19 protein-coding genes are annotated in these 18,325 nt (G+C 28.9%); 17 read left to right on the forward strand and 2 right to left on the reverse strand.

Going from position 1 to position 18,325, the window contains the following annotated elements; all coding sequences use genetic code 11:
• Positions 1-36: 36 nt before the first annotated feature.
• From ACX6CF_RS06820 to ACX6CF_RS06855, 8 genes are all read left to right on the forward strand, one after another.
• Entirely contained in the window at positions 37-729 is a 693-nt protein-coding gene (locus tag ACX6CF_RS06820) for a hypothetical protein (protein ID WP_458784557.1), read from the forward strand.
• Positions 730-788: 59 nt separating this feature from the next.
• The gene (locus ACX6CF_RS06825) at positions 789-1,577 is read left to right on the forward strand and encodes a tyrosine-protein phosphatase (protein ID WP_458784558.1); all 789 of its coding nucleotides are present in this window, start codon (positions 789-791) and stop codon (positions 1,575-1,577) included.
• A gap of 26 nt (positions 1,578-1,603) precedes the next feature.
• Positions 1,604-2,290, forward strand: a complete 687-nt coding sequence (locus ACX6CF_RS06830) for a YveK family protein (protein ID WP_458784559.1) — start codon at positions 1,604-1,606, stop codon at positions 2,288-2,290.
• A gap of 4 nt (positions 2,291-2,294) precedes the next feature.
• The gene (locus tag ACX6CF_RS06835; RefSeq protein ID WP_458784560.1) at positions 2,295-3,014 is read left to right on the forward strand and encodes a CpsD/CapB family tyrosine-protein kinase; all 720 of its coding nucleotides are present in this window, start codon (positions 2,295-2,297) and stop codon (positions 3,012-3,014) included.
• Positions 3,015-3,377: 363 nt separating this feature from the next.
• Positions 3,378-4,460 carry an FAD-binding protein gene (locus tag ACX6CF_RS06840; protein WP_458784561.1) on the forward strand — a complete coding sequence of 361 codons (1,083 nt, stop codon included), beginning with the start codon at positions 3,378-3,380 and terminating at the stop codon, positions 4,458-4,460.
• Between the two features lie 32 nt (positions 4,461-4,492).
• On the forward strand, positions 4,493-6,859 hold the full coding sequence (locus ACX6CF_RS06845; RefSeq protein WP_458784562.1) for a hypothetical protein: 2,367 nt from the start codon (positions 4,493-4,495) through the stop codon (positions 6,857-6,859).
• Between the two features lie 5 nt (positions 6,860-6,864).
• Positions 6,865-7,473 (forward strand): class I SAM-dependent methyltransferase, encoded by a 609-nt coding sequence (locus tag ACX6CF_RS06850; RefSeq protein ID WP_458784563.1) that lies wholly within the window; start codon positions 6,865-6,867, stop codon positions 7,471-7,473.
• Positions 7,474-7,540: 67 nt separating this feature from the next.
• Positions 7,541-8,746 carry a hypothetical protein gene (locus ACX6CF_RS06855; RefSeq protein ID WP_458784564.1) on the forward strand — a complete coding sequence of 402 codons (1,206 nt, stop codon included), beginning with the start codon at positions 7,541-7,543 and terminating at the stop codon, positions 8,744-8,746.
• On the opposite strand, the gene ACX6CF_RS06860 is transcribed toward ACX6CF_RS06855, so the two are convergent.
• The gene (locus tag ACX6CF_RS06860; protein ID WP_458784565.1) at positions 8,733-9,158 is read right to left on the reverse strand and encodes a DUF1801 domain-containing protein; all 426 of its coding nucleotides are present in this window, start codon (positions 9,156-9,158) and stop codon (positions 8,733-8,735) included. The genes ACX6CF_RS06855 and ACX6CF_RS06860 overlap by 14 nt on opposite strands.
• Before the next feature lie 179 nt (positions 9,159-9,337).
• Between ACX6CF_RS06860 and ACX6CF_RS06865 the strand changes: the two genes are divergently transcribed.
• The 3 genes from ACX6CF_RS06865 to ACX6CF_RS06875 all read left to right on the forward strand — a co-directional run bounded on the left by ACX6CF_RS06865 (position 9,338) and on the right by ACX6CF_RS06875 (position 12,584).
• On the forward strand, positions 9,338-10,513 hold the full coding sequence (locus ACX6CF_RS06865) for an anhydro-N-acetylmuramic acid kinase (RefSeq protein ID WP_458784566.1): 1,176 nt from the start codon (positions 9,338-9,340) through the stop codon (positions 10,511-10,513).
• A 64-nt stretch (positions 10,514-10,577) separates the two neighbouring features.
• Positions 10,578-11,504 carry a S66 peptidase family protein gene (locus ACX6CF_RS06870; protein WP_458784567.1) on the forward strand — a complete coding sequence of 309 codons (927 nt, stop codon included), beginning with the start codon at positions 10,578-10,580 and terminating at the stop codon, positions 11,502-11,504.
• 15 nt (positions 11,505-11,519) lie between these two features.
• Positions 11,520-12,584, forward strand: a complete 1,065-nt coding sequence (locus tag ACX6CF_RS06875; RefSeq protein WP_458784568.1) for a dipeptide epimerase — start codon at positions 11,520-11,522, stop codon at positions 12,582-12,584.
• Between the two features lie 53 nt (positions 12,585-12,637).
• Here the strand turns inward: ACX6CF_RS06875 and ACX6CF_RS06880 are convergent, their stop codons facing one another.
• A complete protein-coding gene (locus ACX6CF_RS06880) occupies positions 12,638-13,156 on the reverse strand; it encodes a GNAT family N-acetyltransferase (RefSeq protein ID WP_458784620.1) in 519 nt (172 codons plus the stop codon).
• Between the two features lie 259 nt (positions 13,157-13,415).
• Here ACX6CF_RS06880 and ACX6CF_RS06885 point away from each other — a divergent pair, with 259 nt between their 5' ends.
• The 6 genes from ACX6CF_RS06885 (at position 13,416) to ACX6CF_RS06910 (ending at position 18,287) form a co-directional block, all read left to right on the forward strand.
• Complete coding sequence (locus ACX6CF_RS06885) at positions 13,416-14,309, forward strand: dipicolinate synthase subunit DpsA (protein WP_458784569.1); 894 nt, start codon at positions 13,416-13,418, stop codon at positions 14,307-14,309.
• Between the two features lie 21 nt (positions 14,310-14,330).
• The gene (locus ACX6CF_RS06890) at positions 14,331-14,918 is read left to right on the forward strand and encodes a dipicolinate synthase subunit B (RefSeq protein ID WP_458784570.1); all 588 of its coding nucleotides are present in this window, start codon (positions 14,331-14,333) and stop codon (positions 14,916-14,918) included.
• A gap of 129 nt (positions 14,919-15,047) precedes the next feature.
• Positions 15,048-16,247 carry an aspartate kinase gene (dapG, locus tag ACX6CF_RS06895; RefSeq protein ID WP_458784571.1) on the forward strand — a complete coding sequence of 400 codons (1,200 nt, stop codon included), beginning with the start codon at positions 15,048-15,050 and terminating at the stop codon, positions 16,245-16,247.
• Positions 16,248-16,403: 156 nt separating this feature from the next.
• On the forward strand, positions 16,404-17,138 hold the full coding sequence (locus tag ACX6CF_RS06900; protein WP_458784572.1) for a ClpP family protease: 735 nt from the start codon (positions 16,404-16,406) through the stop codon (positions 17,136-17,138).
• Positions 17,138-17,338 (forward strand): YlzJ-like family protein, encoded by a 201-nt coding sequence (locus ACX6CF_RS06905; protein ID WP_458784573.1) that lies wholly within the window; start codon positions 17,138-17,140, stop codon positions 17,336-17,338. Before ACX6CF_RS06900 ends, ACX6CF_RS06905 begins: the two co-directional genes overlap by 1 nt.
• Positions 17,339-17,414: 76 nt before the next feature.
• Complete coding sequence (locus ACX6CF_RS06910) at positions 17,415-18,287, forward strand: undecaprenyl-diphosphate phosphatase (RefSeq protein ID WP_458784574.1); 873 nt, start codon at positions 17,415-17,417, stop codon at positions 18,285-18,287.
• Positions 18,288-18,325 lie beyond the last annotated feature (38 nt).

Below are 18,325 nucleotides of genomic sequence, written 5' to 3' on the forward strand. Positions count from 1 at the left end.
GTAGTATTTATGAATATGAGGAATAGAGGTGTATCAATGAAAAAAAACAGAATTATTATTTTTATTTTATCAGGTACGCTGATTGCAATATTTATTATTATTGGAATTAATGTTCTTACATTTAATAAAAAATTACAAGATTATGAGGCAGATAATAATTATACTTCCAATAACGATATTTCAAATGATGTTAAGAAAAAATCAAAAATTGATGAAGTTTCAAAAGATGTAAATGATATTACAGAGCCAAATAAAGACATTGAACTAAATGATATTAATGATGAAACTGATGAAAATACAGATATAGAAGAATCTAATGATAGTAAATCCTTTACTCAAGAAGAGGTTAAGGGTGATATAAAAGATAGTAGTCAAATTGTAAGTAGTCAAAATGACGAAGATGATAGTAGTCAAAATAATAATGAAAATAATAGTAATACCAATATAGAAAATATACCCGAAAAATTAGATCAGGAATATACTAATCATGAGTGGGTAGATGAAAAAATCAATGAAAATAGAGAAGATATTGCTGATAATGATTTAGAAGCGGGATTATCACTTGGAGATAAAATTGACGACGACATATTATTAGGATATTTAGAAGATGGATTGACAAAAGAAGAGAAAGTCGATTTGCAAGAATATCTAGAAGTTGTTTTAACTCCTGAAGAATGTAAAGAGTTAAATGTGCTATTTGAAAAATATAATTATATTTTTGATAAATAAAACACACATATGTAGTGATAAAATGTTCCTAAATATATAGTAAGGAGGGACAGGACGGTATGATAGATATTCACAGTCATATATTATATGGAGTTGATGATGGTTCACCTACAATACAGGAAACAATAAAAATGCTGAAAATTGCTGTAGATGAAGGTATTGAATCAATAATTGCAACGCCGCATTATATTATAGGAGCTAATAAATATTCAAAAGAAGAATTATTGATAAGGTATGAAGAAGTTTGTAATGTTATACAAAAGGAAAATATACCGATTAAACTTCTATTAGGTAATGAATTATTTGCTGATGCAATGTTGCCAGATAAGATAGTAGATGAAGACTGTTTTTCATTAAGTAACAGTAAGTATGTTTTAGTGGAGTTTTCACCAAGAACAGCAAAATATAGTGTTAATAATTTGATCTATAGTATTAGTTTGAAAGGATATATACCTATAATTGCTCATCCAGAGCGTACTTTTGCAGTTAAGGATATTGATGACATTTTAATTGAATTGATTAAAAAAGGATGTTTCTTACAGCTAAATTCAGGATCAATTACGGGAATATATGGTGAAAAAGTTAAAAAAATGGCATTGGAGTTATTAGAACGTCATATGATTCATTTTATTGCAACAGATTCACATTCAAGTAGAAGACGTTCTCCGAGAATTATAAAAGCGTATAAATTTGTTGAAGATAAATATGGAAAAATATATGCCAATCAGCTATTTAATGATAATGGTTTAAAAGTATTGAATAATAGTCATATTGAATACGAAGAACCAAAAATTAAAACAAACAATGGGCTTATACATAAATTGAAATATATTTTTAACATGAACTAATGGACAAGCCAAAAGGAGACTAGCTAATGGAAAATGAGTATCAAGAAATAGATTTGAGAGAACTTATACGTGTTATACTTAGGAAATGGTGGATAATTGCAATATTTCTTGTGATAGGTACGGTATCAACTTATCTCGTTACAACCTATTATATGAAACCCGTTTATGAAGCTAAGACGTCCTTATTTATAGGTAAGGAAAAAGGTGATATAGGAAGTATTTCTTTAGGAGACTTACAACTTAATAGCAAATTAATTACAGATTATAGAGAAATTGCAAAGAGTAGATTGGTAGCCGATGAAGTAATTAATAATCTTAATATTAATATGGATTTAAAAGCTTTTAGGTCTAATCTATCTATTAGTACGGTAAAGGATTCAAGGTTATTTACTATTAACGTTCAACATACCAATCCTAAGTTAGCAACCGATATAGCTAATGAAATAGCTAATACATTAGTAGTAAAAGTGTCAGAGATTATTGAAGTTAAGAATGTTCAAGTTATTGACAAAGCATTAGTTCCTACTAGCCCGGTTAAACCTAATAAGAAATTAAGTGTTGCAATAGCAGGAATACTAGGATGTATGATTGGATTATTCATAATTTTTTTAATGGAATACTTTGATAATACTTTTAAAGCAGAAGAAGATGTAGAAAAACATCTAGGATTAACTGTAATTGGGGTTATACCTAAGTTCAAAGGGGAGGAGTAATAATATGGCTGATAATCTAATAACATTTAAAGAACCCAAATCACCTATATCTGAATCATATAGAATGCTACGAACTAATCTTCATTATCTTAATATAGATAAGGAAAATAAATCTATTGTAGTAACTAGTTCTAACCCTGGTGAAGGTAAGACCACGACTATGGCTAATTTAGCAATTACAATGTCACAAGCAGGTCAAAAAGTTCTATTAGTAGAGTGTGACCTGAGAAAACCAAGAGTTCATAAGACATTTGGTATAGATAATAATCAAGGATTAGTTAATATAATTGTTGAAAAGAAACCGGTAAAAGATATTATACATAATCTAGAATCTATTCCTAATCTAGATATTATTACTGCGGGTCCTATACCGCCAGATCCTACAGAATTACTTGAATCGAGCATTATGAAAGAGCTAGTTAATAAGTTCCGAGAAGAGTATGATGTAGTTTTATTTGATGCACCGCCTGTATGCAGTGTTACAGATGCAGCTATATTATCGAGCTTAGTTGATGGTGTTATATTAGTTATAGCTTCTGGAGAAACTAATATTGAATCAGCTAAATTAGCTAAAAAATTACTAGAAAAGGTTAATGCTAGTATTTTAGGAGTAGTGTTATCAAAAGCGGATATATCAAAATCTGGAGGATATTATTATCATTATTATGAGTATGGAGAAGATAATGGTAATAAGAGAAGTAAAAAAAGAAAAATTAAACATTAATAAATAAGTTATCTCTGTTAATAAATAGTATATAAAATAAAATTTATTTGCCAATCGTTATTCGATTGGCATTATTTATGTAATAGTTTCAGTTAATCTTAACTATACGCCATTGGATTTATCAATACATCTTGATATTCCTGACATATTCTGAATCATACCTAGCAGCATCAAATCTTTTTCTGAATTCCTAGGATGTATATTGGAAATAGGACATAATCAATTGTGATACACTAAGACATTATCATAAATCAACCATAATATGTAAAATGATGCTCCTTAGCTATATTGACATGGCTATACAACAAAAGTATAATAAGTATAAATATAATCGACTCTAGATAGTAGCAAAGGAGCAAATGAATGTATGATATAGTAATAGTAGGAGCTGGACCTGCAGGGGCAACTCTAGCTAGAATGTTAGACAATAAATATAAGATTTTAGTAATTGATAAGAGAAATCTTAATGAAGATATAGAATATAAGAGAGAAAAATGCTGCGGAGGTTTAATTGCTCCAGATGCCCAGAAAATGTTAGCGCATCTTGGATTAGGCATTCCAAAAGATGTATTAACTGGACCACAGATGTTTAGTGTGAAATCAGTTGATTTTGATAATAAAATGGAGAAACATTATCAAAGACATTATATTAATATTGATAGGGAGAAATTTGACAGATGGTTAGTATCTTTGATACCTTCTACAGTTGAGGTTAAATTCAACTGCTTATTTACTTCTCATAAAAAACAAAATGACTACATAGAAGTAAAATATAGAGAGGGTAATGAAGAATTTGTTGTTAAAACAAAAATATTAGTGGGAGCAGATGGAGCAACTTCAAAAGTCAGGAAACAGGCATTTACAGATTGTACTATACCAAACACATACATATCCATACAAAAATGGTATAAAACCAATAATGAAATGCCTTATTATACTTCAATATTTGATAGAGAAATAACAGATTTTTATTCTTGGATTATTCAAAAAGGAAACTATATTCTAATAGGATCAGCCATACTAGATAATACTGGAGCTAATGAAAAATTTGACTTACTTATAGAAAAACTTAGAAATTATGGTTTTGATATAGGTGAAGAATATAAAAAAACTGGAACTTTAATAATGAGAACAAGAAAAGTTAGGCAGATTAATCTAATCAGAGATAATGTTGTATTAATTGGTGAGGCAGCAGGTTTTATAAGTCCTAGTTCAGCTGAAGGTATAAGCTATGCATTAAAAAGTGGTACTATGTTAGCTCATAGTATAAATAAAAACAATGTGAAATTTGCAAAGAATTATAATAAACATATCAAGAAGATTAAACTTAATATTATCATAAAAAATTTGAAAGCATGTATTATGTACAATAAATTTCTTCGTAAATTAATTATGAAGTCAAGGGTGTTAAGTATGGATATAAAAGACATTGATCAAAGAAAATGATAATAAAAAATATTACTTAGTGAGGTGTGTATATGAAGGGGTTCAGTAAAATTTTTATATTAATAGGGATGACATTGTTAATATTCAGTTATAGCAGCATGATTACTAATGCTATTAATGATGAAGAAAAGAATGAACAATACATTGAAATAGCTAAAAATCTACAAATAATTTCGGAGGCTGATGATATTCAATATGATAAATTTATTACTAGAAAGATGTTTTGTTCATTAATAGTAGATATTTATGAAAAGTTATCTGGTAGTACACTAGATGCCACAAGGGAGACATCTTTTTCAGATATTCGGGAAGAATGTATTTATAAAGCAATTAATACTGGTATTATGCAAGGAAAGACTAAATCGCTTTTTAAACCGGATATCAAAATGACTTGGAAAGAGGCAATTACCATTGCCACAAATACCATGAAACTATTGGAAAAAGAATTAAATCGAAAAATTATTTGTAATGATGATTATGAATTAGAAGAAAACAATAATGTTATATTATATGATAAACAGATGATAGAACAAATCGAAAGTGCTCTATCTACTGATTTGATAACTGGATTTGGTAAAAAAATAGAGTTGAAAAATAAAATAACTACAGAAGAAGCTATTGTCTTACTAGTTAAGATGACTACCATTGTACAAAACTCTAAAGATGATTATTTTTTGGATAAAGGGAATTATGTTGTGGATGGAGAATGGTGGCATTTTAACAAAGAAAGAAAGTTTGTCAAGGATTCTACATATAATAATGTTTTTCAAGCTTATAGTGGCTTTGTACTAAAGAAAGATGGTAGATTATTTATAGATATAGCTCCATACGCTTCTCCACCATATTATGATTCTGATGGACGTGAAATAATAAAGAATGCAGATTGGAAACTTTTTGAACTGGAATGTATTACAAGTATACATCCGTATAATTATGGTGATTTACTCATAACTTGTCTGGATGGAAGTGTTTGGCTGATAGATGATTATAAATATAAGTATAAAAGAATACAATTCCCAGAAGCCATTAAAGATATAAAAGGTGATGAAGAAATTTTGATGGCTCTTGGAAACTCAAGCAAAGTTTATTTTTTCGGTGAAATACCTTTACAACAAGAAAAAGTAGATAATATTATTAAAATATCTAGCAGAGATAATGTTTATAGAGGCTTAGATGTAGATGGTATTGTATGGGAATGGAGCAGTAAACTCTTATCTGATGAGTATTCAATTAATAAACCAGTGATTAATAAGAAGATAAAAAGTAATGAATTGGATTATTATAATATTTGGGATTTGGATTTGACAAAATTAGAGGAAAATAATACTATTATTGAAGCAGATGATACTTATTATAATGGATGTTTGGTATTGAACCAAAAAGGTGATATTCTATTTAATAATAATTCAAATCAACGATATGAAGTGCTTCCTTTGCCAGTAAAACAGTTCAAGAAATCAACTGTACTAGATAAGGAAGGAAAAGTATGGTATATGAATACATTATCTAGAGCAGGAGGGTATCAATGGATGGAACCTGTTCTAATACCAGGAATGATTAATGGAATGCTTATAGATGACAAAGCATGCTTACGAGGGGATGGAAGTATATGGAGCTGGGAACGTGATGGTTTCATAGAACCAACATTTATTGAACATAAATTAGGATTTTTACCTACTGAAGTTAAACCCACAGAAGTTATTAAAATAATCAGATATAGTGAGTATATTTTGATATTAGACAATAAAGGAGTTTGTTGGTACATCTATACATATGAAAAGAAAAAAGAATTAGCATTGTCAAAACTTCAAGAAGCTAGACCATTATTTCAAAATATTAAAGATATAGGATATGGTTTCGTTTTAAAAGATAACGATAGTGTTTATTGGTTTGATATTAAAAGTAAAGATGAAAAAGATAATATACAACTTAATTTTATAATGGATAACATTAAACAATTGGTTTCAAGTGATGATGATTCGCTAGTACTTGATAATCAGGGTGAAGTATTTGATATTGGTGAAATATATTTTTATTTAGAAACTACTCAAAATGATAGAGAATTACCCATAAAAATAAATAATATACCTCAAATGACTAGATTATGGGACTCTTCTGCATTATTTTTCACTGTAGGTATAGGAATAGATATAAACGGCGATTTAATCGGATTTTCATTATGTAATGATCCAGAAGTTAAACTGACTTTTAACAAATTAGTTATTAAAGAGTATTATGACTTAGCATTTGCTTATAACCATATTATTGTAATAAAGGATAACGGAAAATCAAAATCATGGCTTATTACTCCGGATTCGGTTAATGTAAAATGGCTTAATAAAGATAGTGTCGTTGGTCCAGAAAGAGATTTTATAAAAATTCTTAGGGGTGAAAAATAGGTTTTATGGATAATAATATTAAAAAAATAATAAAAGAAAGTTATGATAAAAATGCCAAACTAAGAAGTACTGTAATTCCTGGTTGGAAGCAAAATGAAGTAAATAAATTCTTATCATATGTGAATGATAATCATATGGAATTACTTGACCTTGGTGCTGGTTCAGGAACATTTGCAGAGTATTTCACTAAAAAAGGATTGGATGTTTATTGTATCGACATTTCAAAAAATATGATTTATATATGTCGGTCGAAAAATCTAAAAGGAGAGGTAATGGATTTCTATAACTTAAGTTTTGAGACAGAACAATTCAACCTTGTTTGGTCTATGAATACGTTATTACATGTACCTAAAAAAGACATTAATATTGTTTTAGGTGAAGTTAAGAGAATACTAAAGAAAAACGGTATATTTTATTTAGGTATGTATGGTGGAGTGTCAACAGAAGGCATATATGAGGAAGATATATATGTACCCAAAAGATTTTTTGCTTCTTATACAAAAGATGAGTTATTAGATATAGTTAGCAACCATTTTGAAGTAGAAGAGAGTGACGAAATAATTTTTGATGGAGACCGTAATTTTCTATCCTTAATATTAGCCAAGAAAGAATAGAACAATTAATAAGTTATGTACCAAATAGATTAAAGCATAATACATGTAAAGAAAGAGGAAAAAATATATGAAGAAATTAATCATAGTAACTTGTTTAGCATTTTTAGTACTAGTTGGATGTCATAATAGTAATGAAGAAAAAGGTGGTATAGCACAAGTAGATAATGGTACAAATGAAGATAAATTACTAGATGTTGAAAATACGGAAAATAATATGTTAAATATTAATATAGAGGATTTGTTAAACAATGAAAGTGTGAAACTTACAATAAGCCAAGACAACAGTGAGTTCATTCCTGCTTCAGAAGAGTTCTCTAATAAGGTTATAGAACTGATTTCTAGACATGGTGATTCTATTTGGAGAGATTGCAATATTGATAATTACGATGTGATATTGAGATATGATGGATTCAAAGATATTCATATGAATCAAGAATGTGGTTCGTTTTGGTTTGAAGATAGTGAAGAATTATACACGTCTCCATTACCTGATAGATGGAATAATTACATTATAAAAATAATAAACGGTAAACCAATGTATAATTCATTCAAAGAAACAATATTAGATAAGATACAGTTGCAAAATAGTATGGATGAAGCGGTTTTATTTTATGATGGTGATGTTAGATTGCAAGTAAATAACTCGGAAGTACTTATTGATGATTATTTTAGTGAAAATGATTTATTTAGTGAGTATAATCCAGTAAAATATGAGCTTACCAATGTTGATAATAAAGATTTAATCTCAATTACAAGACATTCATATGATCAAACTGATGAATTAATAAATCAATATCTTTATAAATATGAAAATGAACAACTAGTAGATATATGGTCCACTGATAGTATTGATTGTGATGTAGACTATATTGATGTAAATAAGAAATTACTGTATATTAACTTTCCATCCTTTAACCAGAAATATCAAATTAAATTAACTCAAGATGAAATAAAAGAGGTGAAAAGATTAAAGAAACAATTAGAAGAAGAAGGAATAATTATTGATGAAGACTTCTATAAAAACACTTCAGATAACTTAATTTGTGTTTCTAGACAGACTCATATAATGGATATAGATAATAATGACATCAATGAACTTGTAATTACTATTCAATTTGATAATGTTGGCATGACAATGAACCCTATACCATCAATGAATGCTAAAGCTATTGTTATATTTAGCATTCAAGACAACAATATAGTGTACAGAAATATTATTTTTGAAAGGGACAATGTCAATAAAGATTTAGATTATTTATTTAAGAGTAATTAATAGGTTTTTTACTCTTAATATATTCAATAGAATTAGTTATTAATTCTTTTAAAACATCAATATTAATATCTTCTAGTCTACTGATGTATAAACAAGATTTTCCTAATTTATGTTTTCCTAATTGGGCTAGAAGATCTTCATACATTGTGAATCCATTCATGATGTATATAGTTAGATTTTGTTTTCTAGGGGAAAAACCTATCATCATCCAATCATGAGTTCCAGAAGTGTTTTTGTATTCCATTTTACCGAATCCAATAATACTGGGTCCCCACATTTTTGGTTCTTCATTTGTTATGTTTTTCATGATTTCTAACAATTCTATACTATCTTCTCTTCGCTTCTTATTTTCTACTTGCAATAAATATTCCATAGGATTACTATCGTTAATTTTAGTTTTTAACTCTGCCATAAATCTCACCTCGATATTAGTATGTCCTAAAAAGTAATATAACTTTATTATATTATAATTTATTTGAATTTGCCAGTATATAAGTTGAAATATAATTTTATATATGATACCATATATATGAAATTATATTTCTTAATTATAAAAGATTAATACTATATTAAGCTAAAGGAATGGTGACTTTGATAGATAAACTACAAAAAATAATTAATAAAGATAAAAAAATTGCTATAGGATTAATGTCAGGAACTTCACTTGATGGTGTGGACGCTGCTCTTGTGGAGATTGAAAAATCTTCAATAGAAACTAAGGTAAAACTTTTAGCATTTGACACACTTAATTTTAATATAGAAGAGAGAAACAAAATACTTGATATATGTGCCAATAAGACCTCAACCGTTGAAAATATATGTAAGATGAATGTATATCTAGGTGAGAAAATGGCAGATGCTGCTATACAAGTTATTAGTAAAGCAAAAATTGACAAATCTAATATTGACTTCATTAGTTCTCATGGTCAAACAATTTATCATAGTCCTGAATATTTTGCTACATTACAAATTGGAGAATTAGCTGTTATAGCAAATAGAACAGGTCTAATTACAGTAGGAGATTTTCGTCCAAGTGATATGGCTGTTGGTGGGCAAGGAGCCCCATTAGTTCCATTCGTAGATTATCTACTATTTAATAATAAAACTAAAGGTCGAGCATTAATAAATATAGGTGGTATCAGTAATGTATCTCTAATAGAAGCTGATGCAAACCCAGAAGAAGTAGTTGCTTTTGATATGGGACCAGGTAATATGCTAATAGATGCTGTAGTCTCTATAGGAACTAATAATAAAAATACATATGATGCCAATGGTGATTTTTCTTCTAAAGGAGAAGTCTGTAATAATTGGTTGGATGCTATTATAAATAATGATAGTTTTTTAACTAAATTACCACCTAAGAGTACAGGTAGAGAACAATATACATTTGAATTAGCACAGAATCTATATAATGAGGGTATTTCTAGAAATTTGGGATTTGAAGATATTGTTGCAACAATAACAGCTTATACTACTAGGTCAATAATAATGCATTTCAATAATTATATTGATGTTCATCATAATATAGATGAGGTAATTGTTAGTGGTGGAGGTGTCTACAATAACACTATTATGAAAGGTTTGAAAGATGGACTTAAACAAGAGGTAACAATAATGGACCAGTGGGGATATTCATCAGATGCAAAAGAAGCCATTGAATTTGCAGTACTTGGAAATGAATTCTTACACGGTAATAATAATAATTTACCTTCAGCAACAGGTGCTAATAAAGGAATTAGCATGGGTAAATTAGTGTTACCATATTAAATGAATAATTCAACTTATATAGTAATATAATGCATTGAGTTCAATTATTAAATAGATTTGAGGGGTGGTTAAAATTATTAGACCAAGCAATCTAAAAACTGGAGATGTCATTGGAGTTATTGCTCCTGGAAGTCCTACAACCCTTAATAATGTTAATTTGGCTAAAAGAAAATTAGAAGAACTTGGGTTTGGAGTAAAAATGGGTGATAGTTGTTATAGCAAAAATGGATATTTGGCTGGTGAAGATGAATTAAGGGCTAAAGATGTCAATAATATGTTTTTAGATGATAAGATAAAAGGTATTATATGTTTACGAGGTGGTTATGGGACAACTAGAATACTTGACTTGATTAATTACAAATCCATAAAAAAACATCCAAAAGTTTTTGTTGGTTATAGTGATATAACTGCTTTACATATAGCTATTAATCAAATATGTAAGATGGTTACTTATCATGGACCCATGGCAGGCGTAGATATGCTAGATGGAATGGATGATTTTACTAAAAAAAGTTTTTTCTCATGCTTAGGAACAAAAGGTAAACTAAATATTAAAAATCCTCCTGGTATTCCTATAAAATCTATGTGTTCTGGTACTGTAAAAGGTAAGTTGATAGGGGGTAATTTATCACTGATTGTATCAACGCTAGGTACACCTTATGAAATTGATACAAGAGGTAAAATACTTTTTATTGAAGAAGTTGGAGAAAGACCTTATGTAGTGGATCGTTCACTCACACAATTAAAAAATGCTGGAAAATTAAGAGATGCAGAAGGTGTTGTTTTAGGAGATTTTAAAGATTGTATACCACTTGAAAATGAAGATAGCCAAAGCCTAGATGAAGTATTTGAAGATATCATAAAACAACTTAACAAACCTACTATTTTTAACTTGAAAGCTGGACATTGTGTACCTATGATAACATTACCAGTTGGATTAGATACCTACTTGGATGCTGATAAGTGTCAATTGATTATTAATAATAATTAGTTATGGGGGAATTGATTGAAAATATTAGATATTAGAACAAACAGGTTATCTATAGGATTAAAAAAAACTTTTAAAACTGCGCTTAGAACTTTAGATCATATAGAAGCCATTGTTGTGGAGATTATTACCAAAGAGGGTAGAGGTTATGGTTCTGCATCACCGACTGCTGTAATTACAGGGGACACCGAGAATTCAATCATTGGTGCAATAGAATATATTAAACCATTTCTTTTGGGAAAAGATATAAGTAATTTTGAAGAAATAATGGTGACTCTGAATAATTGTATAGTTGGTAATACGAGTGCAAAAGCCGCTATAGATATAGCATTATATGATTTGTATGGAAAATTATATAATGCTCCAGTATATAAGCTATTAGGTGGTTATAGGAATAAGTTAACTACTGATATCACTATAAGTCTAAACTCTCCTGATGAAATGGCAGCCGATAGTTTAGAAGCTGTTAACCAGGGATTTACATATCTAAAAGTAAAAGTTGGTAAAGATTCCCAATTGGATATCAAAAGAATGCAAGCCATTAGAAAAGCTGTAGGAAATGAAATTAATATTAAGGTTGATGCTAATCAAGGATATACGCCAAAAGAGGCAGTCTATATTATAAAAAGAATGGAACAAAAGGATATCGATATTTATCTTATGGAACAACCAGTTTACGCAAAAGATATAGATGGATTAAAGTATGTCACTGATAACGTTAATATACCTATATTAGCAGATGAAAGTGTTTTTTCTCCTATAGATGCTATGACTATCATTAATAAAAGGGCTGCTGACATAATAAATATTAAGCTAATGAAAACAGGGGGTATATATAATGCTCTTAAAATTATTTCTTTGGCAGAAATAGTTGATATGAAATGTATGATTGGTTCAATGATGGAAAGTAATATAGGAGTTACTGCAGCGGCTCATCTAGCTGCTGCAAAAGAAAATATTATGGAGGTAGATTTGGATGTGCCTCTATTATGTAGTGAGAACCCAATAAAAGGTGGAATATCATATAATAAAAGTAATATATTATTTAACCAAGAATCGGGGTTTGGGTTTGGTAAGATGTAGATTTAATAAGATAGACTTTATTTAGCGCTAAATAGAGTCTATCTTACTGAAGTTCATGAAGCAGATTCTCTGTTGACTGCTCTCATGATATACATATCTTGATCATTTTTTTCTATGAAAGAATTTATCTTATACCCACATTTAACATATGTTTCAACAGCTGGTCTATTACTGCAATCAACTGTTAGATAGGAATATCTACAACCTAACTTATTAAATATAATTATTTGTACCAGTTTCATTACTTTTATACCGTAACCTTTATTTTTTGCATCTTTCTCACCAATAATATACCCACCAAATTCTATATTATCATCATCTATCATACGAAGTACTACAGTACCTATAGGCATACAATAAGTATTTTTTTCTTCAATTATATAAATAAGTGATTCACATTCATTCTTGTAGTTTTTATACCATTTTTTAGCGCTGATTCTATTTGTCGAATTATTGGAAAGCGAAACAGTTTCATTACTATTTTTATACCATTTTTTTATTAAATTGTAATCTTTACGCTTTATCTCACGAAATTTGAATTCTTTATTTTCTATTATGGAATATCTTTTTATAAAATCACCTAATTCCCTTAAACCGTTTAAGCAACAGTTAAAATTATTTTACATTATGAAATCTCTTTTTAATATTTATATATAGAATCCCATCTTATACAATAGTTAATACAATATATGTGAGGTTAATTCAATGGGTACATTGTCTATTAATTATATATTTACGTATAGTACATGCAAATTTGGTTTTCTGCGGTCACATATAGCCTGTAAAAAACATATTTTATTATTAAAGTACGATAGTTAGTGATGATAATATATGAAAAACAAAATAGCAGTAATTGGTGGAGACTTAAGACAGGTATATCTATCAAACATATTTTCTAAGAACAATCAAGTTTTTATTTTTGGCAACGAGCATAAGGAGTTATCTATTAATGTACATCGAGCATCATCTTTAGAAGAAGCAGTAAAAGATGCATGTTTTATAATTTGTCCAATACCTTTTTCTAAGGATAAAAAACACATATTTGCTGCTAATTCTAAACAAAAAATATTATACAAAGATTTATTCAATCTAATTACTTCAGAGCAATATATTTTTTCGGGCCCATATACAAAAGAGGTAATAGCATATGCAGAAGATAATAATATTCACTTATTTGATATTGTAGCTGAAGATGAGTTTGCAATACTTAATTCAATACCTACAGCAGAAGGCGTGCTTAGTATGATGATAGAAAATGTAGGAATCACTCTTGCCAATAATAAGTGTCTAGTATTAGGTTATGGAAGATGTGGTATGGCAATAACAGACTTAGCAAAAAAACTGAATATGGATGTATATGTGGCTTCTACCAATAATGAAGAATTAATAATAGCTACAATAAATAAATTGAAAACAGTTAAAATACAGGATAATAAATTGTTAAGAGTAGATTATTTAACTAGAGATTTTCTAGATGATAGTAATTTTATTATTGATCTAGAGAAATTTAACTATGTAATTAACACAATTCCTGTAGCACTTATTGATATTAATTTATCAAAAAAACTTGATGATTATATTTTTATAGATATTGCAAATATCTATGAAAATAATGTGAATAAATTCATAAATGCTCGAGGAATACCTGGGAAATATTCACCAAAAACAGCAGCTGAGATTATTAGTGGTGTTATTGAAAAAGAGATATATGGGAGGAAACTATAAATTAGGAAAGGAGTAGGTGATTTGAAAGAATTAGAAGGTAAAAAAATAGGTTTCGCTTTATGTGGATCATTCTGTACTATAGCTAGAGTATTTGAGCCAATGAAACAATTGATAGATAATGGCGCTGAAATATTTCCAATAATGTCAAGTAACGCTTATTCAATTGATACAAGGTTCGGTAAGGCACAAGATTTTGTTGAGAAGCTTGAAGAATTGACTGGACATAAAGTTCAAACTAAAATTGAGGAAACAGAACCAATCGGTCCTAAAAGACTTTATGATATGTTAGTTGTTGCACCATGTACTGGTAATACGTTAGGGAAGTTATCTAATGCAATTACTGATACAGGAGTATTAATGGCTATGAAGGCAACTCTTAGGAATTGTCAACCTGTAGTTATTGCTATAGCTACCAATGATGGATTGGCACTTAATCTTAAAAATTTCGGGACCCTAATGAATACGAGAAATATTTATTTTGTACCATTTGGGCAAGATAATCATGTAACTAAGAAAAATTCATTAGTAGCTAAGATGGATTTGATTTATGATACAGTTCTTGAGGCGTTCAAAGGAAAGCAAAAACAACCTGTACTTATACAGTATTAGTAGACAAAATCCTTTTCAAAATAGCGAGTATATGGTATATTTAGTTAAAAGATATAGAAGAAAAAGATAATTTCAAGGATGCTATAATCAATATAAAAATCCTTGAAATATTAATTATGGGGTGAATATATGGAAATATTGATTCAAAAATTCGGCGGTACATCTATGGCTACAGAAGAAACAAGAAAAAATGTTATTGATAAGATCAAAGAAGCAAAAAAAATATATGATAATGTTGTAGTAGTTGTATCAGCTATTGGTAGATTAGGTGCACCATATGCTACTGATTCACTACTTCATTTAGTAAATTATAAGAACACAAAATTATCTTCAAAAGAAATAGATTTGCTTATGTCAGTTGGTGAAACAATATCTTCTCTTGTCATAACTAACACATTACTTGAAAGTGGAATAGATGCATGTGCATTGACTGGTGGTGGTGCAGGTATACTTACTGATGATACTTATAATAACGCTAATGTTATTGATATTAATACAGAACATTTAATGAAATTATTAAACGAAGGTAAAGTTCCTGTTGTAGCTGGATTCCAAGGTGCTACAAGAGATAATAATGTGACAACTTTTGGAAGAGGAGGAAGTGATACAACAGCCTCTTTACTTGGAGAAGCATTGAAAGCTAGTGAAATAGAAATATATACAGATGTTGATGGTATAATGACTGCTGATCCTAGAATATGTAAAAGTGCAAAAATAATTGATGAGATAAGTTATAATGAAGTTTTTCAAATGGCTGGAAGTGGAGCAAAAGTTATACATCCAATAGCTGTTGAAGTTGCAAGAAGAGCAGGAATACCATTAATTATCAAGAATACATTTAATAATTCAAGAGGAACAAGTATTAATAGACATATTGGTATTGATAGAAAGAAAACTATTGAAGATAAGTTAATAACTAGTATCGCTCATAAGACTAATATAATTCAGTTTTCTATCCACGGAGAAATTGATGATGAAAATTTCTTCACAGAGCTTGCTAAAGAAAATGTAAGTATTGATATTATTAATATTTTTCCTGAAAGAAAAGTATTTACAATAGATGACATATGTAAAGAGAAAGTTATAAAGCTGATTGAAAGATACAATGCACCGTATACATTTATTGATGATTGTTGCAAAGTTACAGTTGTTGGAGAAAAAATAACCGGTGTTCCAGGAGTAATGGCAAAAATTATTCGTTGTTTAAGTAAATCATCAGTTGAGATATTACAAACAGCTGATTCATTATCAACCATAGCTTGTCTGATAAAAGAAAAAGATTTAGTAATGGCAACCGAAGCTCTTCATAAAGAATTTATGCTTGGATAATTAAGTTAATTATTTTGATTGATATATTGAACTTAATGATGAAAAAATGATACGTTAAGTTCAATATATAAATTCGCCTAAAATAGTATGAATGAAATTTTATATTTATTCGCATAATATATGTACAAATATAAAAATATCGAAGGGCGAAATAGAATGGATAAAAATATAAAGACTAATGAACAAAATAAAAATGATGAAAAAGCTGATCCACAAGAAGTTAAGGAATATGGACAAGTTACAATTGATAAAGAAGATGATAGAATACATTGTTTAACTATTATTGGTCAAGTAGAGGGACATGTTTGTTTACCTCAGCAAAATAAAACAACTAAATATGAACATGTATTGCCACAACTTGCATCTATTGAAGAAAGTGACAGTATTGATGGTTTGTTATTACTTCTTAATACAGTCGGAGGAGATGTAGAAGCTGGATTAGCTATAGCAGAAATGATAGCTTCTCTTAGTAAACCTACGGTTTCTATAGTACTTGGCGGAGGCCATTCTATTGGTGTACCACTTGCTGTATCAACTAAATACTCTTTTATAGTACCAAGTTCAACAATGACTATACATCCTGTAAGAATGAGTGGAACAGTAATCGGGATTCCCCAGACTTTTGAATATTTTGATAAGATGCAGGATAGAATAGTAGATTTCATTACTAGAAATTCAAATATAAGTAGAGAAAGATTTAAAAGACTTATGCTTGATACTGGGAAATTAGCTAAAGATGTTGGAACAATAATTGTTGGAGAAGAAGCTGTAGAAGAAGGTATAATTGATGAATTAGGAGGTATTGACAAAGCAATTAAAAAATTATATGACATGATAGAAGAGTATAAAAGCGAAAACCAAAGCGAAAATAATAAAGAAGGTGAGTCTTGATGTATTATTCTTTAATACCTTATGAACAATTATTCCCTACTACGGAAGATGATTATAAATATGAAGAAGTGTCTTTTGAAGGTAATACCGTTCAAGTATATAAAAAAGATGACAAATATATTGTGAAAAGAGTCATATCTACTGATTTAAAAGTATATCTTAATAAAGAACTAAGTCCTGGTAGTGAATTAAAAATGTAGCTGTGTCTTATTCATGGTTGAAATAATGTGTTAAAAGGGTTAAAATATAACATGCATAGATATGAGGGGGATTTTTATGTCATTTTTTGAGGCAATTCTAATGGGAATTGTTCAAGGGTTAACTGAATTTCTACCTATCAGTAGCTCGGGTCATTTGGCTATCTCAAGACATATATTAGGCTTGCAACTTGATAACATTCTATTTGAGGTTTTATTACATATAGGAACACTTATAGCAATTATAGCAGTGTATTATAAAGATATAATTGTTTTAATAGTTAGTGGGTTAGAATTAATAGGTTGCTTATTCAAATACATAATTATTAACTTAGGGAATTTGATTTATAAGAATAATAAAAAAGTTCCACCAATTATTAACAATGATAATAAGAAATTTGTTATGCTTATCATTGTAGCAAGTATACCAACAGCAATTATTGGACTGATATTAGAGAAAAAGATCATTGAATCTTTTGATATATTATTAGTACCAGGAATCTGTTTGATAGTTACAGGATTTTTACTATATTCAACCATAAAATTAAAATCGGGTACTAAAAAAGAAGGTAAAACTTCTTATAAAGATGCTATTATAATAGGTACTTTCCAAGGGTTTGCTGGGCTTCCAGGTATATCACGTTCTGGTTCTACCATTGTTGCTGGTTTACTTAGAGGGCTCAGTAGAGAATTTGCTGTGAAGTTTTCTTTTTTGATGTCTTTACCAGCAGTGATTGGAGCAATGATATTACAATTAAGAGACTTAAAGGGAGATACACTTTCTACTGTTATAACAGCACCTTATGTGGTAGGAATGGCTGTATCTGCTTTTGTTGGATATTTCTGTATCAAATTTTTAATCAAGTTAATTAAAGACAACAAGTTGCATTATTTTGCGTATTATTGTTTTGGCGTTGGTTTAATAATTATTATTTCACATTTTGTTATATAGATAAGTTCAATTGAATACATAATAATATTTAGGAGTTT

The organism is Vallitalea sediminicola (assembly GCF_054408565.1).

Coding starts and splice junctions, on each gene's coding strand:
- ACX6CF_RS06905 (WP_458784573.1), top strand. CDS start 17,138: ATGTATTATTCTTTAATACCTTATGAACAATTATTCCCTACTACGGAA.
- ACX6CF_RS06860 (WP_458784565.1), bottom strand. CDS start 9,158: ATGGCAGAGTTAAAAACTAAAATTAACGATAGTAATCCTATGGAATAT.
- ACX6CF_RS06825 (WP_458784558.1), top strand. CDS start 789: ATGATAGATATTCACAGTCATATATTATATGGAGTTGATGATGGTTCA.
- ACX6CF_RS06820 (WP_458784557.1), top strand. CDS start 37: ATGAAAAAAAACAGAATTATTATTTTTATTTTATCAGGTACGCTGATT.
- ACX6CF_RS06885 (WP_458784569.1), top strand. CDS start 13,416: ATGAAAAACAAAATAGCAGTAATTGGTGGAGACTTAAGACAGGTATAT.
- dapG (WP_458784571.1), top strand. CDS start 15,048: ATGGAAATATTGATTCAAAAATTCGGCGGTACATCTATGGCTACAGAA.
- ACX6CF_RS06900 (WP_458784572.1), top strand. CDS start 16,404: ATGGATAAAAATATAAAGACTAATGAACAAAATAAAAATGATGAAAAA.
- ACX6CF_RS06840 (WP_458784561.1), top strand. CDS start 3,378: ATGTATGATATAGTAATAGTAGGAGCTGGACCTGCAGGGGCAACTCTA.
- ACX6CF_RS06845 (WP_458784562.1), top strand. CDS start 4,493: ATGAAGGGGTTCAGTAAAATTTTTATATTAATAGGGATGACATTGTTA.
- ACX6CF_RS06850 (WP_458784563.1), top strand. CDS start 6,865: ATGGATAATAATATTAAAAAAATAATAAAAGAAAGTTATGATAAAAAT.
- ACX6CF_RS06855 (WP_458784564.1), top strand. CDS start 7,541: ATGAAGAAATTAATCATAGTAACTTGTTTAGCATTTTTAGTACTAGTT.
- ACX6CF_RS06910 (WP_458784574.1), top strand. CDS start 17,415: ATGTCATTTTTTGAGGCAATTCTAATGGGAATTGTTCAAGGGTTAACT.
- ACX6CF_RS06835 (WP_458784560.1), top strand. CDS start 2,295: ATGGCTGATAATCTAATAACATTTAAAGAACCCAAATCACCTATATCT.
- ACX6CF_RS06830 (WP_458784559.1), top strand. CDS start 1,604: ATGGAAAATGAGTATCAAGAAATAGATTTGAGAGAACTTATACGTGTT.